The sequence below is a fragment of the Haematobacter massiliensis genome (assembly GCF_000740795.1).
GTDB lineage: Bacteria > Pseudomonadota > Alphaproteobacteria > Rhodobacterales > Rhodobacteraceae > Haematobacter > Haematobacter massiliensis.
This window is the reverse complement of sequence record NZ_JGYG01000011.1, coordinates 38,711-63,805: the sequence shown is the minus strand read 5'-3', so window position 1 is coordinate 63,805 and position 25,095 is coordinate 38,711. Positions and strand designations below refer to the sequence as shown.

The window sequence follows — 25,095 nt, the reverse complement described above, 5'->3', positions numbered from 1 at the left end:
GTGCCTCAACGGGCGGCCACTGCCGCCGCCGTCTCGTCCAGTGTCAGAACCATATCAAGGAGAAGCGTGGCAGGGTCAAGGTTCACCGCCCGCCCCTGTCGCGCGCGGGCGCCTGCCGTCTCCTGGACCCGGGCCCAGAGGCGGGCGGCCGCGAGGTCCGGGGAAAGCCGCCCGAGCAGCGCCCCTTCCCCCGGCAGGGCCTCCAGTTCAGGCGGTCCCGCGACGCCCGTCCGGGCGAGGCGGGCCAGAAACAGGTCGAGCAGCGTGAGGATCAGATCGAAGGCCGCCTCGTTCCCCCGGCCCGCCCCACGTTCCGCCAGCGACAGGGCAGCCTGCCTGTCGATGCCCGGCGCCTTTGCCATGAGCGCGAGGATCTGGCCGTAAAGCTCGGCGCCTCCCCCTGTCCCAAGGCGCACTGCATCGCCCACGGATCCGCCGGAAAGCGCGGCCAGCGCCGCCCCCTCCCCACTCACGCCCGCGCCATCCAGGGCCCGGGACAGGTCGGCCTGATCCAGCGGGCGGAGCCGCAGCTCACGGCAGCGGGACCGGATGGTCGGCAGCAAACGGGAGGGCTGATGGCTCACCAGCAGAAGCACCGCCCCCTCCGGCGGCTCCTCCAGCACCTTCAGCAGCGCGTTCGCGGCATTGGGGTTCATCTCGTCGGCCGTATCCACAATCACCACGCGGCGACCGCCCTCCGCCGCCGAGAGGCCGAAGAAACCGCGCAGGCGGCGCACTTCGTCCACCGGTATTTCTGCCCTGAAGCGGCCCGCCTTTTCGTCATAGGGTCTGCGGATCAGCAGGAGGCGCGGCTCGCTCAATGCCCGCAGGCGATGGGCCAGAGCATCGTCCTGCGGCGGATCGAGGGTCGCACCGAACATCCCGGGCTCGGGAGGGTGAAGCAGGTAGCGCGCGATCCGCCACGCCAGCGTGGCCTTGCCGATGCCGCGCGGGCCGGTGAGAAGCCAGCCGTGATGCAGCCGTCCGGTCTCCACCGCGTCGAGGAAGGCTCCCTCCGACGCTTCCTGACCGTAAAGACGTTGCGTTTCACGGGGATGGGGTACGCCTTCCAGCCGGTCGGATTCAGGAAGATCGTCGCTCATTCCGCCGCACCCAGCGCCGCGCGTACGCGGGCCGCCACGGCGTCCTCATCACCACTGCCATCTATCACACGGCAACGGCCGGGAAACTCGCGCGCCAGCGCCAGAAACCCCTCCCGCATCCGCGCCTGAAGCGGAAGACCGAAATCCTCGAACCGCTGCTCCGCGCCAGGTCGGGCGCGGGCGCGGGAGAGGCCGGTTTCGGCGTCGATGTCGATGATGAAGGTCAGGTCCGGTTCCACCCCGATCATCAGGTCGTGCAGACGGTCCACCATGGCCCGCAGATCTCCCCGGCTAACGCCCTGATAGACGCGGGTGGAATCGGCGAAGCGATCGCAGACGACCCATTGCCCTGCCGCGAGCGCGGGACGGATCGTGCGTTCCAGGTGATCCCGGCGAGCCGCGGTAAAGAGCAGAAGCTCCGTTTCCGGCGACCAGCGATCCGGCTCCCCCTCAAGAACGAGACGCCGGATCTCCTCTGCGCCGCGCGATCCCCCCGGCTCCCGCGTGAGCAGAATCTCCTGCCCCTCCGTTGCAAGGGCTGCTGCCAGTCGACGGGCCTGAGTGCTTTTGCCCGACCCGTCTATGCCTTCAAAGCTGATGAACACGCGCCCCTCCGCCCGGTTCGGCGGGAAGCGGCCGGGATCCGCTCAGAACTTCGCCCCACCGGCGGGGGCGCTCTCCGCTCCCGTCATGCGGTGCACCAGCACACGCGCTGCCGTCAAGAGCCGCGTGCCGAAGCCGCCCTCCGCCACTGCCGTCGCGGTGACGAGTGGGACACGCCGCGGCTCCATGTCAGGCATACGGATGACCAGTTCGCCGACCTGCTGGCCGGCTGCGAGCGGTGCCTTGAGCGGCGCGGCATAGATGGCTTCCGCCGACATCTGCCCCTGAACCAGCGCCGGCACCAGGAGCTGAAGATCTTCGGCCACCGTCAGGCCGACCTTGGGTGTCCCGCCCATCCAGACATCCGCCTCTCCGACGATCTCGCCCTTCCGCGCAACCGTCTTTTCGACAAAGTTGCGGAAGGCCCAGTTCACGACGCTTTCCGACTCCTCCCGCCGCTCCGCTTCCGTCGCCATCCCGGTCAGCGTGAACACGACACGCCTGTCCCCCTGCAGCGCGGAACCGACGAGACCGTAGCCCGATTCCTGCGTGTGGCCGGTCTTCAGACCGTCCGCCCCGATGCCGAGGCTCAGGATCGGATTGCGGTTGTGCCGGTTGGCCGGTGCGCGGTTGTCGAAGGGAAACTCGGTGATCGCGAAGTAATGGTAGTACTCGGGAAATTCGCGGATCAGATGCACGCCGAGCGTCGTGAGATCCTTCATCGTCATCCGTTGCTGCGGGTCGGGCCAGCCGGAGGCGTTGGAGAAATGCGAGGCTTCGAGACCGATGGCCCGGCCACGTTCCGTCATCTGGCGGGCGAAAGCCTCCTCCGAGCCGGCGAGACCCTCCGCCACCACGACGCAGGCATCATTGCCAGACAGCACGATGATCCCCTTGATGAGCTGTTCCACCGTCGGGCGGTCACGTTCGTTGAGGAACATGGTGGACCCACCCATGGCCCGCGCCTTGGAGGAGACGGCGAAGGTGGTGTCCATCGTCACCCGCCCATCCCGCAACGCCTCGAACAGCATGTTGAGGGTCATGAGCTTGGACATGGAGGCGGGAGGCAACGAAACCTCCGCGTTCTTGTCCATGAGAACGGTGCCTGTCTTGAAATCGACCACATAGGCCGATCCCGCGCGCGTCTCGAACGCCGAGGCAGGGATGGGAAGGGCTGCGAAAGCCACGAGCGCGAGGGGGGCGAAAGGTTTGAACATGGCTCTCCATCCAGATCCGGGTGGCCTCATAGGGCGACAGCGTAGGCATCGGCAAACCCGAGCCGCTTCACTTTTGCGAGAACTTCGCCCGGAGCGCCATCCCCTGCGGCCCCGGCAAGCGGAATCGTGACCCGCCAGACAGCGCCGGAAGCCCGAATGTCCGCCCGAAGTCCGGCCTCCGCCAGCTTCTCGCGTGCGGCGCGTGCATTCGCCTCCTCCCCGAAGACAGCAACCTGAATAGCCTGCCGTCCACCGGCTCCAGGCGGGCCAGATCGCTCCTCGTTCGCCGTCCCCGGGGAAATCACGGCAGGAGCGGTCGCCGATGACGGGCCAGAGATCGCGGCGACCCCGGTATCAGCCGTGACAAGCGCCGTCACCCGCACCCGCATCTCCCGGCCCGCGGTCACCCCCAGCACCCCCGCGAGGTCGGAGGAAAGCTGGAAGCGCCGATCCCCGGACATGTTGGGGAGGAGCATGGCTGCGGCACTGCCGCTCCGCGTCTCGACCAGCACCCGGTGGCTCTCGGCGCCGGGACGCGCGATCCACAGGCCGCCGAGGGTCGGGCGCCCATCCCAGACCGCGGTCCCGGAAAGGCGCAGCATCTCCGGCGCGGGCCGTTCATCCGGCCGCGGCTCCGCCTGCTCCTTCACCGTGGGAACCGGCACGACGGGTTCCATGCCACAGGCCACAAGCGTCATTGCGGCCAGAACACCTGCCACAGCACGTCTCATCCGCTCTCCCGCTTACCGGCCATCCCTCAACGATCGCTAGCGCAAGTTCCGGCAACGCACCATTTATCTTTCCGAATCGCCCGCCACCCGTTATCCGCCCACCGACGGAAGAGTGGCCGAGCGGTTTAAGGCACCGGTCTTGAAAACCGGCGATGGGCAACCATCCGTGGGTTCGAATCCCACCTCTTCCGCCATTCCTTGGCAAACGGCATGCGCGCGGGCGTTCACGTGGTGCGGAAGTTGCGGTCGAGCAGGGATCGCGCGGCTGGGGCGGCGTCCGGCGGGGCGAGGGAATCCTCGGCCTCCTGGAGAACGGTGGCAAGTGCGGGATCGTGTTGCGAACCATCGCGTGAGAGCATGATCCCCTTCAGCCCAAGCGACCAGGCCAGCGTCTGGAGTTCGAGGCAGTCGGAAGCCGTAGCCCTGGTCGGCAAGCGGAGAGCGCCACCAATGCCGCCCGAAACGAAGGGCTGCGCTTCGGCCATCATGTGGATCTGACACGCCGCATCCACGTCGCCGTCGCCGGTCGACGCCTGACAGTGGAACGCGTGCAGATGGGCAGCCCGCAGGAAGGGCGCGCCCTGCAAAGTCCCTGCCCCGAAGACGTAAGCCGTCGCCGCCGCGATCTGCTCGGGAGTGAAACCGAGATGAGCCAACAGGTCGAAACCCGGATCCGCCAGTTGCGCAGCCGGCAGCCCCAGCACGTCGCGGCAGAAGCCCAGCCCCAGCGTCCAGGGCGTCAGGGCGAAACGGATATGCGTGGCAGATGCGAGCGCCGCCTCCACCCGCGCCAGCTCTCCCGCGCCCAGCCCCTGCCCCAGAAGGCTCGTGTGGTTGATCGAGGGCGCGTTTTCCAGAGTGCCGTGCCCGATGACATGCGCGGTGATCGCGGCGATTTCCACCCGCGTATAGCCAAGAGCCGCAAGACCCTCCTCCACCATGGGGGCGAGGACGCGCCGTGGCTGGCCTTCCGGAGAAGGCTCCCAGCGGATCAGCGCGCTTGCAGGAGCGATGCCGGCCGTGTCGCAATCCAGCAGGTGGTCCGTAACCGGATCCTGCCGGAGCGCTGTCACCTGCGCATGGCGGAACCCATGCCCGGCCGCGGCTGCGACCGCACTGGTCCAGCAGTCGCGCGCGCGCGCCGCGATGTCCGGCTGGAAGCATCGGTCTGCATCCAGCGGGCGGGGCAGGACACCCAACCCCTCAAAGACACCTTTTCCGACTGCCGCGTGATGATGGTTCCCGACCACGCGAAGCATTGACCGGGCGTTCCGCGGCCATGCCGGGAATGCGCCCTTCTCCGCCGCGAGCTCGGCAGAGGCGGCATAGGCGGCTCCGGTCATCAGCGCAGTGATTGCCGCGACCAGCGCGCGGCCCTCCTCCGTGGCATAACCGACCCCCATGGCCATCAGGAGGCCGCCGGCATTGGCGTGTCCCAGCGCCAGCGGCCGGTATTCCTGCGCGCGGGCGGCAAGCAGCGCATCGCCCCGCCGCATCATGTGCAGTGAGATATCGAGGGTCAGCACCCAGAGCCTCGCCGCATGTGAGAAGCCGCCGGTCTTGAATCCGTCCGGCCCGAGGAAGGCCCGCAGGTTCAGCGTCGCGGGCATCGCGGCGGTATCGGACAGGAACATGAAGGCAGCGTCGGGGGAGGAGCCGTCGATCATCGCCTCCTGCGCGCAGGTGTTCCAGCCATTGATCGTATCCCCGAACAGCACCCCCGGCTCGGACGTGGCCCAGACAGCGCGGGCAAGGCGGTCCTGCAACCGCCGCTCACGGCCCGCTCGGGCAGCGGGACGCGTCGCCGCGCGCAGGAAGGTGTCCGACAGCCGGATGGCCGTCGCGGTGCCCGCACCGGGGATGGTCGCAGCCGCCTTGCCGTCCCAGTCGGTCTCGAAGGTGGCAATGCGCGGGGCGCGGCCCTCCACCGCCTCGGCAAGTGTCTGTTGAATCACGCTGTCGGGCACCATTGCACGTTTCGCTGCCCGTATGGCCACCTGCAACGCAGGATTGCCGGCGATGTCCCGCCCGCCCCGGCGCAGAGCGAGGCGGATATCGCTCACCCGTGCAGCGATCAGATGCGATCCTGCCGTGAGGCTGGCGAGCTTGTGGGCCGCGGCCGGCTTCCATGCGATGAACTCGGCGGCCTCGGGGTGATCGGCGTCGCAGACGGCCAGCCTCGCCGGGCGACGGAGATGCCCCCGCTCCTGGACAAGCCCGGCGAGCCGATCACCGGCGTCAAGCTGTGCCATCATCCCCGCAGGACCGACAGGGAGCGTGGCGACGTTGACGCCATACTCAACACCCGCGCGCACAAGGCGTGCCTCCCGCGACCACATCTCGGGGGCGTCCTCCGGCTCCGGCATGGAGAGGATAGCCAATCCGGCAGCCTCGGGCCGTTCCAAGGCACCCGTCGCGCGCAACCCGCCGGTGGCGAGATCCGGGGCGAACCCATCGCGGCCTGCTTCCTGGATACCGTAGGCCCAATGCAGGCCGGTCAGCCGGCACTGGGCGGCGTCGGGTGCAGCCATCTGCAAAGCAAGCATGTGCCGCATCTCGTCATGATAGGCCCGTGCGTCTGCCTCTTCGGTGAAGTACCCCGCCTTCCAGCCCCAATAGGCCCATGCTCCTGCGAGGCGGTCGAACATCTGCCGCGCGGAGGTCTCTGCCGTGAAGCGGCGCGCTTCGGTCAGGCGGGAGAGGGCCACCTCATCCGCGACGGAGCGCCACAGGAATTCCGGCACACCCTCCTCCGGCACACGGCGGAGTCGGGCGGGCACCCCGCTGCGGCGGAGGCAATGCTGCGCGAGGATGTCCGCTGCGATCTGGCTCCAGCCCTCCGGCACCTCGAGCTTTCGGCATCGGAACACGATTTCACCCGATGGATGTCGCTGTTCGGACCGGGTCACGCGAAAGGCGATGCGGTCGTAGACGTCGCGCCCTTCTACCGTGAACTGCCTGTCGACCCTCATGCTTGCGTCTCCATCGCCGAACGGTTATCCCCCGCCTCCCGCGCCGTGGATATGGCTCCGCCATCTGCCCCTGCGGCGATGCCGAGGCAGGTTCATCACAGATCGCGGCTAGTGGAGCCTTCCATGACCACCACAAGATGTAGTGGTCCCCTTCTTCTTGCCTACAAATTGCCCAAGCGGTGACAGCCGGTCAACGGATTTCGCAGGTTTTCCACGGGTTTATGGCCTTGACCGGCTTTGGGAAAATTAGGGGCGAGTCGTCTCCGCCTTCCCCACAGAGTTATCCACAGGCACGGCGGGAAACCGGGGAGCGGAAGAAGCGAATCAGCCCCGCCGGTCGAGCATCGCCTCCACCTTCCCGGCGTCCATCCCATGGATCGAAGCCTGCGCCACGACCTGCGCCCGAAGGGCGGGTTCCGCCCTGACGAGATGGAGGAAGTGCTGCTCGCTCAGCATCATCAGCGCGCAGTGGGTGATCGCCTGGACCTGTGCCGTCCGGCGCGGACGCCGGGCAAAGATCGCCAGCTCCCCGAACATGTCGCCCCTCCCCAGCCGGATCTTCTGCGGCGCGGCGCCGTCAAGCTCCACGGCGCCGGAAGCGATGAAATACACCGCATTTGCCGGATCGCCGCGGTGAACGATCACTTCGCCCGGCTCTGCATAGATGTTGACCAATGCCCGCGCGAGGCGCGCACGCGTCTGCGGCTCCAGCCCCTGAAACATCGGGATCTGGCTGACGAATTCCTGTCGCTGCAGCAACAGGTCAAGCTTGGGACGCGCCTGATTGGCCACCCGCCGATCGGCAAGACCCCGCGTCAGCGAGCCGTAAAGCTCCGCGCCGATCAGCCCGTCGACATAGGCGGTCTGGTACTCGCTCTCCTCGAACCGCAGGGCCGCCCTTCTGATGAAACGGCGCTCGAACTCCTCCGAAAAGCCGGGATATTGCAGCCGCAACCCCTCGATGTCCCGCTCCAGATCCTCCTCCCGGCGCGAGAGGACTTCGTGGAGGATGTCCGTTATCCGCTGTCCGTGGATACGCAGGATCTTGGTATTCACGAAGTCATGCAGGTCGCGCAGGAACATGCGGGTGTTCAGCAGCACCTCGAACCGGCTGCCCATCAGTCGCTCCAGCGGAAACGAAATGGCGAGCTGCCGATGGAGCCGGAAGGCGAGCAGATAGGCTCGGCCGGGCGCGAGATTGGCGCGCGCCTGCGCCCGGTAGGCTCCCCTGCCCCCGGCACGGGTGGCCTCGATCAGCCGGTCAGCATCCAGCAGCAGTCGCTCCACGAGGGCCGAGGACACCTCCCTGTCGCGAAACGCCTCCAGAATGATTTCCTTCTCGCGGCTGGCGAGTGTGACGAGACTCAGCGTCAGCCTGTCACGGCCCAGGATCTCGTCCGCGGCCTCGGCTGTCTTGACGGCACCGTCGATCCGCGCGCCGAAGCTTTTGGCCTCCGAGCGGACGATCTCCCGGGTGAGGTGCTGTCGCTGGGTCAGGTCGGCAACTTCCTCCCGCACCGTTTGCAGCGCCACGGCCACCACCTGATCGCGGAGCGCCTCGTCTATCGGCGTCAGACGGTCGAGCCCCAGACGCCCGATCAGCCAGCGGAGCGTCGTCCCCTGCACGAGCAGGGTGAACAGCACGAATCCGGTGGCAAGCACGGCTACGGTATGCTTGGCCTCCGCCGGCACAAGCTCGTGCTCCGTCACGGCGAGCGCCAGTGCAAGGGTGACCGCCCCGCGCAGCCCGCCCCAGAGCATCACCGTGCGATAGGCCGGGGCGACGGGGGGCGACAAATGCAGCCGTGTCATCAGCGGGAGCAGCCCGAACAGCACCAGCGCGCGGGCCACCGTCGCCGCGACGATCAGCACCAGAAGCAGCAGCCCGTCGTGCCAGCTCACATCGTGCAGAAGCCGCGGCACGAAAATCGCGGCCAGAATGAAGATCAGCGAGCCGGACCAGTGCGAGAGTAGTTCCCATGTATCGGTGAGATACCGCCACTGCCCCGGCGGCATCCGCGAAGGGCCAAGAAGGTTCACCGTCATCCCGGCGGCCGCGACTGCGATCACACCGGAGACATGGAGCACATGTTCAGCGAGGATATAGGTCAGGTAAGGCAGCGCGAGCGACACCGAGATCATCGCCATCGGTGTGGACCGCAGATGTTCCATCGCGACGACGGCAATCACCGCCAGCGCATAGCCTGTCAGCGCACCCGCGACCAGAAGCACGATGAAGTGAACCACCTGATGACCTACGGTGACCTCCGGCGCCCAGGGCAAGATCTGGGTGATGAACACGCTGAACAGCGCGATGGCGGCGGCATCGTTCATCAGGCTCTCGCCCTCCGCCAGCCGGGAAAGACGGGCCGGGGCGCCGATGTCGCGGAAGATGCCGACCACCGCCGAGGGATCGGTCGTGGCCACGATGGCGCCGACCAGCAGACAGACGACCAGCGGTTGCGAGGTGAACGGGTCCAGCGACAGGCCGATCACGAACGTGGCGACGACCACGGCCACGATGGCCATGACCGTGATCGGCACCCAATCCTCCATCATCCGCCGCAGATCGAGCGTCAGCGATACCTGAAAGATGAGCGTCGGCAGGAAGATGTAGAGAAACGCCTCCGATGTGATCGGCAAACTCAACACGGAAAGAGCGAGTGGGTTCAGCGCATCCGTGATATCGGTGGAAAGCAGGAAGCTCGCCCCCGCGCCGATGGCGATGCCGAGCATTGCCAGAACCACGGTATAGGAAATGCGCAAACGCGCGGCGAGCGGCTCGCTGAAGGCGATGATGACGAAAAGCCCCGCGAGCACGGAGAGAAAGGCGATCAGGTTCATCCGCTCGATCCGCGTGTGGGAGGGGCTGCGAGCCGCCGTTCGCCCAACCGGCAGGAAGTCAGGTCAGCCCGCTTTTGCGGGCGATTATCGCCAAGGCCCGGATAAAGACAAGCAGCGATCACGGCTGAATTTCAGATGGTTGTGAGGCCGTCGGCGACGCCCTGTCCCGCCGGCAAAAGCACGCCCATCGCGCGCAGGCTCACGCCGCGCATGGCACGCGAATGCAAAGGCGTTACCGTGTGCGCAGGGTCAGGAACCATGGATCATGCATTTCGGCATGAGTGGGGCTTGCCCGAAGGTTTCATGTCCACCCTCGCTCTCACCGGCCGTCGGCATCTTCGGGCTATGATGGCAGAACGCGCCTGACTCTGGCGTCAGCGTTCGCCCATCCGCGCTACAAACGGTCACGCAGCAAGAAGGCGCATATGACCGCGGAGAACCTAGCAGCCGGATAAGGCGCGAAGGTGTTTGTCTGCCTCACAACGCGGCACAGCAAGGTGCTGACGCCATTGCGTGCGGAGGGCGCGCAGCAACCGGTTCCCTGCTTTCTCCAGCTCCCGACGCGTTTCCCAGACCGAAGGGAAATATCACTGCCTGGACGACTTGCCTTGTCAGCACGGCACGGAATGGCCGCAGCGAGCACGCGCATCTCCACAGAAATCGCTGATCTGGTGCCGAAAATACGGGTGGCGCAGTCTTTCCCCCGATTGAGCAATCGAACGTGCCCAACGGGCAGAGATCCGAAAGAAATCAGCCCACGACCAGCGATTGGTTACTTCGCGCCCCAGTTATCGGATGGAATTGCCCGGCGGCACATAAGCCCGCCTATGGTCGGGGCGAGAGGATTCGAACCTCCGGCCTCTGGTACCCAAAACCAGCGCGCTACCAGACTGCGCCACGCCCCGCCTGAACGGTTCCTACAGAGGCGCGCGAAATTTGGAAAGGGGCCTTTTGGCAAAAAGCGGGTTCAGCTTCCGCAGGGCCACGCGCCGCCTGGTCCGAAGGCGGGATGGCGCAGCACACCGCCTTCGACAAGACCGAGCCGCCGGGCAAGGCCGCCGTTGATCTCCAACACGGCCAGCACGCCAGCCCCGCCGTCAATCGCCGTTTCGTCATGCGGGCGGGCATTTTCATGGATCCGCGTGATGACCCCCCGCGCATTGAGAAAGATCATGTCCAGCGGGATCAGCGTATTTCGCATCCAGAAGGACACATGCTGCGGATACTCATAGATGAAGAGCATCCCGCTCGACTTCGGCAGGCTCGCACGGTTCATCAACCCGTAGGCGCGGCTGTCGGGAGTATCGGCGAGCTCCACGGAAAAGCGGGTTTCTCCCCGCGGACCGCGAATTTCCACCGTGTCAGGGCGACAGACCACCTCCGCCCCGACAGAGCCGGCGGCGGCGCTCAGCATGAGCGCGAGCAGAAGGAACTTCACGCCGGGACAGCTTTCTGATGCAACGCCGCCTCCCACGATGCGATGCGGACCGCCATGCGCCCGCGCCGACCTTCAACCACGCCAAGGCAGACCGCTTCCCCCGCCTGAAGATCAGACAGCCCGGAATGGCGCAGCACCTCTATATGGACGAAAACATCCTCGGACCGACCGAATACATTCGCAAAGCCAAACCCTTTTGCCTTGTCGAACCATTTGACCCGCGCAGGCTCCAATGGCCTGGTGAGCAACTCCTCCATCGGCGCACAAGCCAGATCCTCCAGCACCGGCAGCGGCACCGGAGGGGGAGGCGACACATCCATCACCTGCGCGGCCTGCATTCCCCGAGGGGTTTCTTGGCAGAGGATCTGGATGCCGGCTCCATCCGCAACGGAAGACTGGCCGAAGTTTCGCAGGACATTGGCGTGCAGCAGAATATCGGGACCGCCTTCCTCAGACACGACAAAGCCGAATCCCTTGTCGGGATCGAACCACTTGACCCAGCCTCGAACGAGGCGGGCGTCTTTGTCCGTTTCGGTCATGTCAGAAGTCGTCCCAAGGTCTTCTGTTTTTTGCGCAAGTTGGACGGTAAGTGCTATCTGAATTCAAGAGAATTATCTTCTGGGTTGATACAATTACCGTTAAACTATGCGTTCCGGCACTTCGCGGCGCGGATGTTACGCGTTTCACGGATACAACCGCTGTATTTCCCATTCGTCCTCCATAGCCGGGCGTTTCCAGCGATAACGGTCATGCAGGCGAAAAGCCCCGTCGGCCCAGAATTCCATCTGCGAGGGGAATATGTCGTACCCACCCCAGAATTCCGGGCGGGGCGGGCGTGGCCCGAGCCGGGCAGTGATCTTGGCCACCTCTGCCATCAGGGTGCCCCGGCTTTCCAGCGGACGGGACTGTTGCGACGCCCATGCGCCGAGCCTCGATTGCAGCGAGCGCGAGGCGAAGTAGGCATCTGCAGCGGCTCCGTCACTGCGGACAACGTGCCCCCGCACGCGCACCTGCCGGCGCAGGCTTTTCCAGTGCAGAACGAAGGCGGCCTTGCCCGTCACCTCGATTTCCTGCGCCTTGGCGGAGCCGTAATTGGTATAGAACGTGAAGCGGTCCGCGCCGATTTCCTTCAGCAGAACCATCCTGACATCTGGCATCCCCTCCCCATCCACGGTCGCGAGCGCGATGGCATTGGGGTCGTTCGGCTCCGTCGCTTCCGCCTCCGCCAGCCAGCGGCGGGCAATGGCAAAGGGGTCCTCCCCAGCGAAGATACCGTTTCTGTCTGTCATGTCCGAACTGAACCCTCGTCCTTCATCGAAGCCGCAAGCGCCGCTTTCCGATCCCTCCGAACACGGCGGATCGTCGGGCCGCGCATCCTGCCACTCTTGATGACCAAAAGGCAATCGCCTAAAGGTCCGGGGATATCGGGCCCGGTGCCCGCTAACCTTCGGTATCGAAGCAAAGCAAGGAGTATTGGGCGATGACGGGTCTTATGGCGGGCAAACGCGGGTTAATCATGGGCCTGGCCAATGACAAATCCATCGCCTGGGGTATTGCCAGGGCACTGGCCGATCAAGGGGCGGAAATTGCGCTGTCCTATCAGGGCGAACAGCTTCTGAAGCGGGTACAGCCGCTGGCCCAGAAGATCGGCGTGACCGAGATCATCGAATGCGACGGGGCGGACGAAGCCTCCATGGACGCGCTCTTTGCCCGTCTGGAAAAGGTCTGGGGCAAGATCGACTTTCTCGTCCATGCCATCGGTTTTTCCGACAAGAATGAACTGCGCGGACGCTATGTCGATACGAGTGCGGAGAATTTCCGCATGACGATGGACATCTCCGTGTTCTCCTTCACCTCGGCGGTCAAGCGCGCTTCCGCACTGATGACGGAGGGCGGCAGCTGCCTCACGCTGACCTACTACGGCGCGGAAAAGGTCATGCCGCATTACAACGTCATGGGCATCGCCAAGGCGGCGCTGGAAGCCTCCGTGCTCTACATGGCCGAGGACCTGGGCAAGGACGCGATCCGCGTGAACGCGATCTCCGCCGGCCCGATCAAGACGCTCGCGGCCTCCGGCATCGGCGACTTCCGCTATATCCTGAAGTGGAACGAGCTGAACTCGCCCCTGCGCCGCAACGTCACGCAGGAAGAAGTGGGCAAGGCAGCGCTGTATCTTCTTTCTGATCTCGGAACCGGCACGACAGGCGAGACGCTGCACGTGGATGCAGGCTATCATGCCGTCGGCATGAAAGCGGTGGACGCGCCGGATATCGACGCGACCGCAGGTCACAAGGAGAGCTGACATGACGCTCGCCGCGTTCTTCGCGGTCTGGTTCGTTCATCTGCTGGCCGCGATCTCTCCCGGTCCGGCCGTGCTGATGGCCGCGCGTGTGGGACTGACAGAGGGCGCGCGGCGGGGCGCATGGCTCGCGATCGGGCTGGGGCTGGGCGCGGTGTTCTGGGCGATGGCGGCGCTCTTCGGGCTGGTGATGCTGTTCCGGCTGGCGCCGAGCCTGCTCTGGGCGCTGAAGATCGGGGGAGCGGCCTATCTCATCTGGCTCGCCGTCAAGATGTGGCGGCATGCGGGCGATCCCGCAGATATGAAGATTACGCCGGCAACCGCTTCCGACGGGGATGCGCGGCCACGTTCGCCGCTGTCCGCGGTGTGGCTGGGCCTCGCGACCCAGCTTGCCAATCCCAAACCCGCCGTGTTCTTCGGCGCGGTCTTTGTGAGCACGATCCCGCGCGGAGCCTCAGCCGTTTCGCTGGCTCTCGTGCTCATTGCTGTTTTTCTGAACGAAGCTCTCTGGAATGCCTTCGTCGCCCGCATCTTCTCGCTGGACCGCGTGCAACGCGGCTATGCCGGACTGAAACCCGTGATCGACCGCACCTTCGGCGCCTTTCTTGCCGCCCTCGGTATCAAGATCGCCGCCACCTGATTGGGAGCCGCCATGAACGACCGTCTGCCGCATGAAAAGGGATTTCACGTCAGCTGGGACCAATTGCACCGCGATGCGCGCGCACTGGCATGGCGGCTCGACGGCAAGGGACCGGAGTCGGAGGCGGGCGGCTGGCGCGCCATCGTCGCAATCACGCGTGGCGGCATGGCGCCTGCCATGATCATCGCCCGCGAGCTCAACGTGCGGGTGATCGACACCGTTTCGGTCAAATCCTACAGCGACCAATCGCAAGGGGATGCCCATGTCATCAAGGCGCCGCAGGCGGAGCTGATGCGCGACGGCACCGGCATTCTCGTCATCGACGATCTGGTGGACAGCGGCAAGACGCTGGAACTTGTCCGCAAGCTTTACCCCAAAGCGCATTTCGCCACCGTCTATGCCAAGCCGAAGGGGCGCGCGATGGTGGACAGCTACATCACCGAAGTCAGCCAGGACACCTGGATCTTCTTCCCCTGGGACATGGCGCTGCAATACGTTCAGCCGTATCGCGGCGTGGATTGACGGAAAGCGCGCCTGCCCACTGGCAGGGCGGACGGCTTGCTCTACATCCTCCTCCGCCGGGGCGTTTCGCTGGGCGAAGCGTCGCGGCATCCGCACCCATCGGGCTGGAGGCCAGAATGGCGAAGCAACGCAAAACCGTCGAAGACATGTCGAGCCAGCCGTGGCTCCATCAGGAAGGCCGGATCATTCAGGAGTTCGGCACAGCGCGACAGTTTCCGCTGGGCCTGTCGCACAATGCGCGCCTCTACTCCTGCGAGCGCCTGAACCAGGTGCTGGCCGATACGCAAATCCTGCATGCCTTCTACAAGAAGTCTCATTGGCTGATGCGGGGGGCAACCTTCTACCAGCTTCACCTTCTGCTGGACAAACATGCGGGTGAGCAACTCGAACTCATCGACATGGTCGCGGAGCGGATCCAGACGCTGGGCGGCATCGCCGTCGGTGACCCGCGCCATGTGGCGGAGATCACCCGTGTGCCCCGTGCCCCCAACGGCGCGGAGGAGGTGCCCGCCATGCTCTCCCGCCTGCTCGAAGCGCATGAGATGATCCTGATCGACGCTCATGACGCGGCCGAGAAAGTGCAGGAACAGGGCGACGACGGCTCCAACGACGTGCTCGTCTCCAACGTGATACGGACGAACGAGCTTCAGTGCTGGTTCCTTGCCGAGCATCTGGTGGACACCCCGCTCGTCCGCGTCTGACACATGGCGCGGCGCGGCATGGCGGCGCGCATCCTTGACCGTTGGCGTAGCACATGGCTCGACGCGCTGGAAAGCGCGGCGGGCGCGACGCTCGCCTGGGTCATAGCACATGGCATATTCGGTCACGAAAGGCCGGTCTTTGCGGCGGTCAGCGCGATCGTCTGCCTGTCTCCGGCCCTGCCCAACCATGCCCGGCAGGCCGTTGGCCTGATGTCGGGCGTGGTGACGGGCACCGTGGTAGGGGAACTGGGCCTGCTCATGGTTCCGGACACCTATCCGGTTCTGCGACTGGCCGTTGTCAGCTTCGTCGCCATGATGATTGCGACGAGTTATGGCCAGCCTGCCGTCGTGCCGATTCAGGCCGGGGTTTCGGCGCTCCTGGTTCTCGCCATGGGGCCGCAGACGGCAGGGCTGTCGCGGCTGATCGACGTGGCGATCGGCACCGGGGTAGGTCTTCTGTTCAGTCAGGTGCTGTTCACGCGCGATCCCGTCAGCCTCGTCCACCGATCTGCTGCGGCGTTGACGACACAACTGGCCGCCGGGCTGCGGCAATTGGGCGATGCCATCGGCAGTGGCAATCTGGCCGGTGCAGAGGCCGCGCTGAAGGTCATTTCCCAGACGCACGGCCCGGTGGTCGCGCTCGGCGAGAGCACCTCCGCCGCCCGGCAGGAGGCGCGGTGGTCGCTGCGCGGCCGGTTGTCCGCCAAACAGGTGAACCATGTGACTGAAATCTACGATTCCCAGTCGATACGGCTCTATGCCTGTTCCCTTCTGATGGCGGAGGCAGGCGTTGAACTTCTCCGAAAGGAAGGCGCCGCGCCCCGCGTTGCCGACATGCTCTCGGAGCTGGCCATCGGATTGGAAGGGGGCATTGCACCCCGATCTCCGCACAGCGTCGATCCGGGTTGGGAGCCGATGCTGATCCACCTTCTGCGTGTCCGGTCCGCGATGCTGGCCTTTCGCGCCAGCGATCCAACCGAACGGGTCATCCCAGCGGCCCGGGACGATGTTCCTCCGACAGCATGACATTGGCCTCCACCTGCCCCACGCCCGGCAAGGTCATGATCCGCCGCCGCAGGATGCGTTCGAAATCAACAATATCACGGGCCACGACGCGCAGGCGGTAATCGAAGACGCCCAGCACATGCTGAACCGTCAGCACTTCCGGGATGGCTGTCACGGCACGTTCGAAATCTTCCAAGCTCACCCGCCCGCGCGTGGCGAGCTTGATGCCCAGAAAGACCGTCACACCGAAGCCGAGCGCCTGATGGTCAAGCAGTACCCGCCGCCCGCGGATCGCGCCCGCCTCCGTCAACCGTTTCAGTCGCCGCCACGTCGCAGGCTGACTAAGACCCAACCGCCGCCCCGCCTCTCCCGCCGACAGCCGCGCATCTTCCGTCAGGACGCGCAGAAGGCGCCGGTCCATATCGTCAAGCTCGATCATAGCGGCAGCGTTTCCGCCTCCTTGATGACGGAGACAAGCATCAGCGCCTCGATATCGGCGATATGCGGCAGCGTGAGAATGCGATTGCGATAGATCTCCTGATAATGCGCCATGTCGCGGGCGATGACTGACAGCCGCACATCGACACGGCCAAGGAAGGTCTGGATAGCCACGACCTCCGGCACGTCACGCGCGGCAGCAAGGAACTGATCGAACGCCCTGGGATCGGTCTTCTCGAGCGTGAACCGCAGGCTCACCTCCACCTCCCAGCCAAGCGCGCGCCAGTCGACGATCGCCTGCTCGCCCTGCACCACCCCGTCTTCCCGCATCCGCTCCAACCGACGGGAAAAGGTGGCGGGCGTCACGCCTGCGCGTTCCGCCAGCCGAAGCGCGGGTGCGTCAGGATCGGCAAGATAGTGGCGGAGAATGCGTCTGTCTGTATCGCTGAGCATGAATATCACCATATCTCGGCATAAAGCGAATTGAAACATCGCTTATTTGCGAATGTTTCGCGAGTTTGCATTCGCCATGCGGGGCGGACGTCTATGATCCGCCCTACAAATCAGCAAAAGGAGGCGCCCGATGCGCGTCTATTACGATCGTGATTGCGACATCAATCTCATCAAGGACAAGAAGGTCGTCATCCTCGGCTATGGCAGCCAAGGCCACGCCCATGCGCTGAACCTGCGGGATTCCGGCGCGAAGAACGTCGTCGTCGCGCTGCGCCCGGGTTCGGCTTCCGCCAAGAAGGCCGAAGCCGAAGGGCTGAAGGTCATGGAGATCGCTGAGGCTGCGGCATGGGCCGACCTCGTGATGTTCACCATGCCCGACGAGCTTCAGGCCGAAACCTACAAGAAATACGTCCATGACAACCTCAAGGAAGGCTCCGCCATTGCCTTCGCGCATGGTCTCAACATCCATTTTGGCCTGATCGAGCCGAAGCCGGGCGTCGATGTCATCATGATGGCGCCGAAGGGCCCGGGACATACCGTGCGCGGTGAGTTCGTGAAGGGGGGCGGCGTGCCCTGCCTGGTCGCCGTGGCGAACGATGCCTCCGGCAAGGCCCTGGAAATCGGTCTCTCCTACTGCTCCGCCATCGGCGGTGGCCGTTCGGGCATCATCGAGACGACCTTCAAGGAAGAATGCGAAACCGACCTGTTCGGCGAGCAGGCCGTGCTCTGCGGCGGTCTGGTCGAACTGATCCGCATGGGCTTCGAGACGCTGGTCGAGGCCGGGTACGAGCCGGAGATGGCCTACTTCGAGTGCCTCCACGAAGTGAAACTGATCGTGGACCTGATCTATGAAGGCGGCATCGCCAACATGAACTACTCGATCTCCAACACCGCGGAATACGGCGAATACGTCTCCGGGCCGCGCGTCCTTCCTTACGAAGAGACCAAGGCGCGTATGAAAGAGGTGCTGACCGATATCCAGAACGGCAAGTTCGTCCGCAACTTCATGCAGGAGAATGCTGTCGGACAGCCGTACTTCAAGGCCACCCGCCGGATCAACGACGCGCACCAGATCGAACAGGTCGGTGAGAAGCTGCGCGCCATGATGCCCTGGATCTCCAAGGGCAAGATGGTGGACAAAAGCCGCAACTGATCGCCGCACAGGGGGTCAAAGATCGGGGCGCCTTGGCGCCCCTTTCTGCATGGCGATGGCACAGGACGATGGCACCGGATGTACCGGGCGCATCCGATGGGATCGCGGCGGCGGAAGCAGCTTCACGTCTTTCCGCGTCCGGTTGCACGAAAACCTGCTGGCCTTCGGCACAACCAGATGAAATCCTGCGTGAGAGCAGACGCCACAAGGCGTGATTCGGTCCAACGAGACCAACGGGCAACGCACTTATGAAACAGGCCGTCTTCTGCGTGATCGCAGCAGCCATTGCGCTCCTTCTCGCGGCCATGGCCCATGCGCAGGAGGAGGAACGCGGCACTGTCACCAATCTGCCCGTCCCACGGTTCGTTTCTCTCAAGACCTCGGAAGGAAACGTGCGGCGCGGACCCTCGCTCACCCATCGGATCGACTGGGTGTTCACGCGACGGGACATGCCGCTCCGGGTGGTGGCGGAGCACGGCAACTGGCGGCGCGTCGAGGACCGGGACGGAGTTGGGGGCTGGATCCACTTCGCGCTTCTGTCGGGCGTGCGCACGGTTCTGGTGGAAACCGATATGGTTCCGCTCCGGGCGCGCCCGGAGGAGGATGGCCGCGTCGTTGCAGAAGCCCAGACGGGCGTGATCGCGCGGCTTGGCAAGTGTTTGCCGGACTGGTGCGAGATCACCGCCTCCGGCTCCGACGGCTGGGTTCCGAAGACGACGATCTGGGGCGTGGACCCGCAGGAAACCCGCGACTGACTCTGTACTCCGTCGTCTTTCCGACTATAAGGGGCTTTCCGCACTTCAGGAGAGTCCCATGGACAGACCCGCAACGCGCCAGAACCTTTCGGCGGGGCTGGCTTCCGTCTCCGTCGCTCTCATCCTTGTTGCCCTGAAGCTCTGGGCGGTGGTGGAGACGCGCTCCCTCTCCATCGCGGCGAGCCTTGCGGACAGTTCACTCGACCTGCTGGTGTCGCTGGGCGGACTGGCCGCGATCCTCTATGCCGCGCGCCCGCCGGATGAGGATCACGCCTTCGGCCATACCTCGGTGGAGGATCTGACCGCGCTCGGGCAATCGACCTTCATCCTGATGTCTGCCGCCCTCATCGCGTGGAATGGGTTTGGGCGGCTGTTCGGCCCGAAATCCCATGACCTCGCAGCGCAGGAGGGCGGCATCGCTGTCATGCTCGTCTCCATCGTGCTGACCATCGGCCTCGTGCTCTGGCAGCGGCGGGTGGTGCGGCAGACCGGAAGCAAGGTCGTTGCGGCGGATTCGGTGCATTACATCGGCGATCTCATTCCGAACATTGGCGCTATCGTGTCGTTGTGGGTCTCTGCCCGCTACGGGCTTGGTCAGGTGGACAGCATCGTCGCCATCGCGGCGGCGGCGGTCATGGCGTTCGGAGCGATCAGGATCGGGCGGGATGCGTGGAATGCGCTGATGGACCGGCGCGCGGACCCGGCCCTGATCGATGCGATTGCTGCGATCACGCGCGACTGTCCCGGCGTGCGTGGCTTTCACGACCTCAAGACCCGGACGAGCGGCAGCCGGGTTTTCGTGAACCTGCATATCGAGCTGGACGGCGATCAGCCGCTCCGCGAAGCGCATGCCATCAGCGCGGCACTCAAGCGGCGCATTATCGAAACCTACCCCCAGACGGATGTCATCATCCACAAGGATGTCGCCGACGAAGCGGAACAGCCGCGGTCATGAGCGCGTTATCCCGCTCCCTGACATAGGAGCCGCACCATGTCCCTCACTCCCGAACGCCTGGAAGCCATGATCGTTGCGCATCGCAAGGTATTGCGCGACCTGATGGTCAGCCTGCCACGCGACCGGCTCGATGACCTGCGGCAGCGCCTGACGCGGGGGGAAACGGTGCAGGACGGCGCGGAGGATCCGGGCGTACTTCCGCAGGAGGCGTTCTCCTTTGAGGCCGCCGTGGCGGAGGAGACGCGTCTCCTCCTCCGCATGGTAGGCGATATCGTCGATCAGCCGGCCCGCCGGCGCACGGGCGACCGTTAGGCAGCGTCGTCCAGCCCGCGTCCGCGGAGCAAGGCCTCGACACCGGGCATCCTGCCCCGGAACGCAGTGTATTCCTCTGCCGGATCGCGGCTACCACCGGCGGAGAGGATGTTCAGCTCCAGCCGCCGCGCGATCTCCGGGTCGAAGGGATCGCCTGCCTCCCGGAATGCATCGAAGGCGTCCGCGTCCATCACCTCGGACCACATGTAGCTGTAGTAGCCCGACGCATAGCCCTCCCCTGCGAAGACGTGGCTGAAATGCGGCGTCGCGTGCCGCATGCGGATTGCATGAGGCATGCCGATCTCTGCCAGAACCTCGGCCTGTTTCGCCATCGGGTCAGCCGGGGCCGGCCCTTCGTGAAACGCCAGATCGACCAGCGCGGAGGCAAGATACTCCACCGTGGCGAAACCCTGATCGAAGTTCTGCGCGGCCAGCAGGCGCTCCAACATCTCCTTGGGCATCGGCTCGCCCGTCCGATAATGGCGGGCGTGACGCTCCAGAACTTCGGGAACCTCCAGCCAGTGCTCATAAAGCTGGCTCGGCAGTTCGACGAAATCCCGTGCGACGGACGTGCCGGAGACGAAGCCGTAAGTCACGTCAGACAGCATCTGATGCAATGCGTGGCCGAATTCGTGAAACAGCGTGCGCGCGTCATCATAGGACAGCAGCGCGGGTTGCCCCTTCGCAGGCTTGGCGAAGTTGCAGACATTCACGACGATGGGCCGCACCTCGCCTCCCAGCTTGCGCTGACTGCGGAAGGCGGAGCACCACGCCCCCGAACGCTTGGAGGGGCGCGCGAAATAGTCGCCGATGAACACGGCCATATGCCTGCCGTCACGCGTCACTTCCCAGGCACGGGCGTCAGCATGGTAGAGCGGTACGTCGAGCGGTTTGAACTGCAGCCCGAAAAGCCGGCCTGCCGTCTCGAACGCTGCCTCCACCATGTGATCGAGTTGCAGATAGGGCTTCAGCGCCGCCTCATCCAGATCGTGCTCCGCCTTGCGCAGGCGGGCAGCATAGAACCGCCAGTCCCAGGGTTCGAGCCGACCGTTCAGCCCATCCTCATGCAGCAGTTGCGTCAAGGCCTCCGCATCTGCCTCCGCCTTGGCGCGCGCGGGGGTCCAGACGCGGGACAGCAACTCCTGCACCCGCTCCGGCGTATGGGCCATCTCGGGTTCCAGCTTGTAAGCGGCGTAGGAGGGATAGCCCAGCAACTCCGCGCGCTCCTGACGAAGCTTCAGGGTTTCGGCAACGATCGCGCGCGTGTCATTGGAATTGCCGTTTGATCCGCGTGCCGTCCAGGCTTCGTAGGCGCGCTGGCGCAGTTCCCTGCGGGGCGAGAGTTCGAGGAAGGGCACGATGAGTGAGCGGCTGAGCGTCAGCGTCCAGCCCTCCCGCCCCCGCTCCGCGGCAGCGGCGGCCAGCCCTTCGACCAGAAACTCCGGCAGGCCTTCCAGATCGGGCTCCGCCAGATCCATGGACCAGTCGCGCTCCTCCGCCAGAACCTTCTGACCGAAATCCGTACCCAGAGAGGCCAGCCGCTCCTTGATCGCGCGGAAGCGTTCGGCGGGCCCGCCGTCAAGTTCCGCACCGGCACGGACGAACATCTGGTGGTAGAGGTCCAGAACACGCAGCTGTTCCGGTGTGAGGGACAGTTGTTCGCGCTGCTCCCAGACGTTGCGCACCCGCTCATAGAGCGTGCGGTTCATCATGACCTCGGAGGAGAACTTGGCCATCTTCGGAGCCAGTTCCCGCTGCAGCGCCTCTCTCGCGGGATTGGCGTCGGAGCCAGCGAGATTGTAGAACGCCCCCGCCACCCGGTCGAGCCGCTCTTCCGCCAGTTCCAGCGCCTCGATCGTATTGGCGAAATCGGGCGCGGCAGGATCGGCGGCGATGGCCGATATATTGTCGCGCGCCTCTGTCAGAGCGGCCTCGAAGGCCGGGGCGAAGTCATCATCCGCAATACGGTCAAAAGGCGGCAGGCCAAAAGGCGCGGTCCAGGGCTCAAGCAAGGGATTGGTCATCTCGGCTCTCCTTCACCACGGAAGCTAAGCCGGGCGAGAGAGGCTTTCCAGCCCCGTCGCGCGGAAAGGCAGGAATGGCCCGCCGCCCCAATTGGAACGCGACGTTCCGGCCACCGGTGTAGAGTTCAGATATCGCCGCAGACAGGACAGCCGGGACGGCGGAGGACCGTGATCATGCGCGTCTCGCCATAAAGCCCATCATAGAGCAGAAGCCGCCCGCGCAGCCCGGTGCCCGCGCCTGTCAGTTCCTTCAGGGTCTCCAGCGCCATCATCGTGCCCAGAACACCCGGCAGCGGCCCCGCCACCCCGCCCTCCGCGCAGGTCGGAGCCAGCCCGGCGGCAGGTTCCACAGGAAAGAGACAGGCAAGACAGGGCGCCCCCCGCGCAGGATCGAAGAGGGAGATCTGGCCCTCCCACTGTCCGACCGACGCGGAGAGAAGCGGCACCCTCGCAGCCACCGACGCATTGTTCACCAACGCCCGCGTGGCAAACCCGTCGCTACCGTCAAGCACCAGATCGACCCCGGGGATCAGTTCCGCCGCCAGCTCTGCATCCAGACGCCGCTCAACGGGCACGACTGTGACACCAGGATTGAGGGCATGGATCCCGCGAGCGGCGGATGAGACCTTGGATCTGCCGATGTCTTCTGTGCGGTGAATCACCTGCCGCTGAAGATTGGAGAGATCCACGCTGTCGTCATCCACGAGGGTGATCCGGCCGACCCCCGCCCCGGCCAGGTAAAGGAGCGCGGGAGAGCCGATACCCCCCGCGCCTACCACGAGCACATGCGCATTCCGCAAGCGCCTCTGCCCCTGACCGCCGATCTCCCGCAGGATGAGGTGGCGGGAGTAGCGCTCCACCTCGGCATCGCTCAAGGCTGCCGTTCGGGGGGACGCCCCCACCCCGCCTGCGGTTGGCGCTGTCGCTTCACTCCTTGCCTCTGCGGCCGAACCTGCCCGCCTGCGGAGGCGGCCCAGCATCTGTGCGTAGCTCCAGACCGCCAGACCCGCCCCGCCGAACACCAGCCATGCACCGACGGACCATCCCAGCCAGCCCCGGAGCGCAGCCCCCTCAGGCAACACCACCAGCATCGCGAGGATCGCAACGTAGAGCAGCCCGATGACCAGCCAGCGTATCTCCCGCCGGATACCGAAGGCGGCGGCAAGCCCCCAGACCGCCGCTGCGAGGAGGAGAACAAACAGCACCGGTCAACCGCGACCGGTGGAGCCGAAGCCTCCCTCTCCCCGCGCGGTGGCGGAGAGCGCCTCAGCAGGCTCGAACCGCGCCTGCACGACCGGCGCGATGACAAGCTGGGCGATCCGGTCGCCATGATGCACGGTGTAGGGATCACGGCCAAGGTTCACCAGCAACACGCCAAGCGGACCGCGATAGTCGGAATCGATCGTGCCCGGCGTGTTCGGAAGGGTAATCCCATGCTTCAGCGCAAGGCCGGAGCGCGGGCGGATCTGCATCTCGAACCCCTCGGGGATCTCCACGCGAAACCCGGTCGGCATCACCACACGCCGCATCGGGTCGATGATGAACCCCGTTTCCCTGTCCTCCGGTTGCAGGTTGGCGCGGACATCGGCGCCAGCCGCCCCGGCTGTCTCATAGGAGGGCAGCAGGATGGATCGGTCCGCCCAAGGCTCCCACAGAATACGCAGCACGGGGGTCATCTTTGTCCTTCCTATCACTTGAGTGCTTCGGCAATCCGCCGGGCGAGCCGGGCCGCGACCTCCTCCTTGGGAAGACGGGGCCATGGCTCCTGCCCATCGGCACTGATCAGGGTCACGGCATTCTCCGTGCCGCCCATGATCCCGGTCGCCGGGCTCACATCGTTTGCGACGATCCAGTCGGCACCCTTGCGGGCAAGCTTCGCTGTCGCATGAGCGATCACGTCATTCGTCTCTGCCGCGAAACCCACAACCAGCCGGGGACGGCCCATGCCCATCTGGCCCACCGTCGCCAGAATGTCAGGGTTCTCGCGGAAGGAGAGTGCCGGAAGGCTGCCATCCGCCTGCTTCTTGATCTTCACCTCTCCCCGGTTCGCGACCTGCCAATCCGCCACGGCGGCGGTAAAGACAGCGGCATCGGCGGGCAAGGCGCCCTGAGCGGCGGCCAGCATCTCCTCTGCGGTCTCCACGCGGATGACGGCAACGCCGGAGGGCGGCGGCACGCTGGCCGGACCGGTGACGAAGGTCACGCTGGCGCCCAGATCGCGGAGCGCGGCAGCAATCGCCGTCCCCTGCGCCCCGGAAGAGCGGTTGGCGATGTAGCGCACCGGGTCGATCGGCTCATGTGTGGGACCGGAGGTGACAAGCACATGCCGGCCCGAGAGCGGCCCGCTGTCGAATACCGAAGCGATGGTCGCCACGATCTGCGGCACCTCGACCATCCTGCCGGGTCCGTATTCGCCGCAGGCCATAGGTCCGTCCACGGGGCCTGCGAACAGGACGCCATCCGAGCGGAGCCGCTCCACATTGCGCCGGGTCGCGGGATGTTCCCACATCCGCACATTCATGGCGGGAACGACGAGCACCTTCTTGTCGGTCGCAAGCAGAAGAGTGGAGGCCAGATCATTGGCGAGCCCGGCCACCATCTTGGCCAGCAAATCCGCCGTCGCAGGACAGACCACAACAAGATCGGCGGCCCGGGAAAGCTGAATATGCCCCATCTCCGCCTCATCCGTCAGGTCAAAGAGATCACGGTAGCACTTCCGCGCAGCAAGGGCGGAGGCAGAGAGCGGCGTCACGAAATGCTCCGCGGCCGGCGTGAGGACCGGAGTCACCTCCGCCCCCCGGTCGCGCAGGCGCCGGATCAGATCGAGCGCCTTGGTCGCGGCAACGCCGCCACCGATGATCATCAGGATATGTTTGCCGTTCAGCACGTCACGCCTCCGCCGTCCCGTTTCATCTATCCCCGTTCGATGC

24 protein-coding genes and 2 tRNA genes are annotated in these 25,095 nt (G+C 65.4%); 10 read left to right on the top strand and 16 right to left on the bottom strand.

What is annotated here, in order from left to right:
- Window positions 1-5 precede the first annotated feature (5 nt).
- Genes CN97_RS15180 through CN97_RS15165 form a run of 4 tightly spaced genes read right to left on the bottom strand, consistent with a single transcriptional unit; the run spans window position 6 to window position 3,654 of the window.
- Window positions 6-1,103: a DNA polymerase III subunit delta' gene (locus CN97_RS15180; protein WP_035713067.1), complete on the bottom strand. Its 1,098-nt coding sequence runs from the start codon at window positions 1,101-1,103 to the stop codon at window positions 6-8.
- Entirely contained in the window at window positions 1,100-1,708 is a 609-nt protein-coding gene (tmk, locus tag CN97_RS15175) for a dTMP kinase (RefSeq protein WP_035713065.1), read from the bottom strand. Before tmk ends, CN97_RS15180 begins: the two co-directional genes overlap by 4 nt.
- 42 nt (window positions 1,709-1,750) lie before the next feature.
- The gene (locus CN97_RS15170) at window positions 1,751-2,923 is read right to left on the bottom strand and encodes a D-alanyl-D-alanine carboxypeptidase family protein (protein WP_035713063.1); all 1,173 of its coding nucleotides are present in this window, start codon (window positions 2,921-2,923) and stop codon (window positions 1,751-1,753) included.
- Between the two features lie 26 nt (window positions 2,924-2,949).
- Window positions 2,950-3,654, bottom strand: coding sequence for an SPOR domain-containing protein (locus CN97_RS15165; RefSeq protein ID WP_035713061.1), 705 nt, complete (start codon window positions 3,652-3,654; stop codon window positions 2,950-2,952).
- Window positions 3,655-3,760: 106 nt separating this feature from the next.
- Between CN97_RS15165 and CN97_RS15160 the strand changes: the two genes are divergently transcribed.
- A tRNA-Ser gene (locus CN97_RS15160) sits at window positions 3,761-3,848 on the top strand.
- Window positions 3,849-3,878: 30 nt separating this feature from the next.
- On the opposite strand, the gene CN97_RS15155 is transcribed toward CN97_RS15160, so the two are convergent.
- The 6 genes from CN97_RS15155 to pdxH all read right to left on the bottom strand — a co-directional run bounded on the left by CN97_RS15155 (window position 3,879) and on the right by pdxH (window position 12,197).
- Window positions 3,879-6,626, bottom strand: coding sequence for a vitamin B12-dependent ribonucleotide reductase (locus CN97_RS15155; protein ID WP_051911294.1), 2,748 nt, complete (start codon window positions 6,624-6,626; stop codon window positions 3,879-3,881).
- A 324-nt stretch (window positions 6,627-6,950) separates the two neighbouring features.
- The gene (locus CN97_RS15150) at window positions 6,951-9,470 is read right to left on the bottom strand and encodes a cation:proton antiporter (protein ID WP_035713060.1); all 2,520 of its coding nucleotides are present in this window, start codon (window positions 9,468-9,470) and stop codon (window positions 6,951-6,953) included.
- An 828-nt stretch (window positions 9,471-10,298) separates the two neighbouring features.
- Window positions 10,299-10,375 (bottom strand) — tRNA-Pro (locus tag CN97_RS15145).
- Between the two features lie 62 nt (window positions 10,376-10,437).
- Window positions 10,438-10,884 carry a DUF192 domain-containing protein gene (locus CN97_RS15140; protein WP_088217310.1) on the bottom strand — a complete coding sequence of 149 codons (447 nt, stop codon included), beginning with the start codon at window positions 10,882-10,884 and terminating at the stop codon, window positions 10,438-10,440.
- Between the two features lie 20 nt (window positions 10,885-10,904).
- Window positions 10,905-11,447 carry a cold-shock protein gene (locus tag CN97_RS15135; RefSeq protein ID WP_035713058.1) on the bottom strand — a complete coding sequence of 181 codons (543 nt, stop codon included), beginning with the start codon at window positions 11,445-11,447 and terminating at the stop codon, window positions 10,905-10,907.
- Window positions 11,448-11,591: 144 nt separating this feature from the next.
- The gene (gene pdxH, locus CN97_RS15130) at window positions 11,592-12,197 is read right to left on the bottom strand and encodes a pyridoxamine 5'-phosphate oxidase (protein WP_035713057.1); all 606 of its coding nucleotides are present in this window, start codon (window positions 12,195-12,197) and stop codon (window positions 11,592-11,594) included.
- Window positions 12,198-12,388: 191 nt separating this feature from the next.
- Here pdxH and fabI point away from each other — a divergent pair, with 191 nt between their 5' ends.
- From fabI to CN97_RS15105, 5 genes are all read left to right on the top strand, one after another.
- Window positions 12,389-13,210 (top strand): enoyl-ACP reductase FabI, encoded by an 822-nt coding sequence (gene fabI, locus CN97_RS15125; protein ID WP_035713055.1) that lies wholly within the window; start codon window positions 12,389-12,391, stop codon window positions 13,208-13,210.
- 1 nt (window position 13,211) lies between these two features.
- A complete protein-coding gene (locus CN97_RS15120) occupies window positions 13,212-13,847 on the top strand; it encodes a LysE family translocator (protein ID WP_035713054.1) in 636 nt (211 codons plus the stop codon).
- A 12-nt stretch (window positions 13,848-13,859) separates the two neighbouring features.
- Complete coding sequence (gene gpt, locus CN97_RS15115) at window positions 13,860-14,369, top strand: xanthine phosphoribosyltransferase (protein WP_035713052.1); 510 nt, start codon at window positions 13,860-13,862, stop codon at window positions 14,367-14,369.
- A 116-nt stretch (window positions 14,370-14,485) separates the two neighbouring features.
- Entirely contained in the window at window positions 14,486-15,070 is a 585-nt protein-coding gene (locus CN97_RS15110) for a Dps family protein (protein WP_035713051.1), read from the top strand.
- A gap of 18 nt (window positions 15,071-15,088) precedes the next feature.
- Window positions 15,089-16,096, top strand: coding sequence for an FUSC family protein (locus CN97_RS15105; RefSeq protein ID WP_165496678.1), 1,008 nt, complete (start codon window positions 15,089-15,091; stop codon window positions 16,094-16,096).
- Here the strand turns inward: CN97_RS15105 and CN97_RS15100 are convergent.
- Both CN97_RS15100 and CN97_RS15095 read right to left on the bottom strand, forming a co-directional pair.
- Window positions 16,056-16,514 carry an Lrp/AsnC family transcriptional regulator gene (locus tag CN97_RS15100; RefSeq protein ID WP_035713050.1) on the bottom strand — a complete coding sequence of 153 codons (459 nt, stop codon included), beginning with the start codon at window positions 16,512-16,514 and terminating at the stop codon, window positions 16,056-16,058. The genes CN97_RS15105 and CN97_RS15100 overlap by 41 nt on opposite strands.
- Window positions 16,511-16,966 (bottom strand): Lrp/AsnC family transcriptional regulator, encoded by a 456-nt coding sequence (locus CN97_RS15095; protein WP_035713214.1) that lies wholly within the window; start codon window positions 16,964-16,966, stop codon window positions 16,511-16,513. Before CN97_RS15095 ends, CN97_RS15100 begins: the two co-directional genes overlap by 4 nt.
- Before the next feature lie 130 nt (window positions 16,967-17,096).
- Here CN97_RS15095 and ilvC point away from each other — a divergent pair, with 130 nt between their 5' ends.
- The 4 genes from ilvC (at window position 17,097) to CN97_RS15075 (ending at window position 20,141) form a co-directional block, all read left to right on the top strand.
- Window positions 17,097-18,119 (top strand): ketol-acid reductoisomerase, encoded by a 1,023-nt coding sequence (gene ilvC / locus CN97_RS15090; protein ID WP_035713049.1) that lies wholly within the window; start codon window positions 17,097-17,099, stop codon window positions 18,117-18,119.
- 248 nt (window positions 18,120-18,367) lie between these two features.
- A complete protein-coding gene (locus tag CN97_RS15085; protein ID WP_035713047.1) occupies window positions 18,368-18,874 on the top strand; it encodes an SH3 domain-containing protein in 507 nt (168 codons plus the stop codon).
- A 58-nt stretch (window positions 18,875-18,932) separates the two neighbouring features.
- Window positions 18,933-19,829, top strand: a complete 897-nt coding sequence (locus CN97_RS15080; protein WP_035713046.1) for a cation diffusion facilitator family transporter — start codon at window positions 18,933-18,935, stop codon at window positions 19,827-19,829.
- Between the two features lie 36 nt (window positions 19,830-19,865).
- Entirely contained in the window at window positions 19,866-20,141 is a 276-nt protein-coding gene (locus tag CN97_RS15075) for a hypothetical protein (RefSeq protein WP_035713044.1), read from the top strand.
- Here the strand turns inward: CN97_RS15075 and CN97_RS15070 are convergent.
- From CN97_RS15070 to coaBC, 4 genes are all read right to left on the bottom strand, one after another.
- Window positions 20,138-22,165 (bottom strand): M3 family metallopeptidase, encoded by a 2,028-nt coding sequence (locus CN97_RS15070; protein WP_035713042.1) that lies wholly within the window; start codon window positions 22,163-22,165, stop codon window positions 20,138-20,140. The genes CN97_RS15075 and CN97_RS15070 overlap by 4 nt on opposite strands.
- Window positions 22,166-22,290: 125 nt before the next feature.
- The gene (locus tag CN97_RS15065) at window positions 22,291-23,370 is read right to left on the bottom strand and encodes a HesA/MoeB/ThiF family protein (protein ID WP_035713041.1); all 1,080 of its coding nucleotides are present in this window, start codon (window positions 23,368-23,370) and stop codon (window positions 22,291-22,293) included.
- Between the two features lie 3 nt (window positions 23,371-23,373).
- Complete coding sequence (gene dut, locus CN97_RS15060; protein WP_035713038.1) at window positions 23,374-23,841, bottom strand: dUTP diphosphatase; 468 nt, start codon at window positions 23,839-23,841, stop codon at window positions 23,374-23,376.
- Between the two features lie 14 nt (window positions 23,842-23,855).
- Window positions 23,856-25,052 carry a bifunctional phosphopantothenoylcysteine decarboxylase/phosphopantothenate--cysteine ligase CoaBC gene (gene coaBC / locus CN97_RS15055; protein WP_035713037.1) on the bottom strand — a complete coding sequence of 399 codons (1,197 nt, stop codon included), beginning with the start codon at window positions 25,050-25,052 and terminating at the stop codon, window positions 23,856-23,858.
- Window positions 25,053-25,095 lie beyond the last annotated feature (43 nt).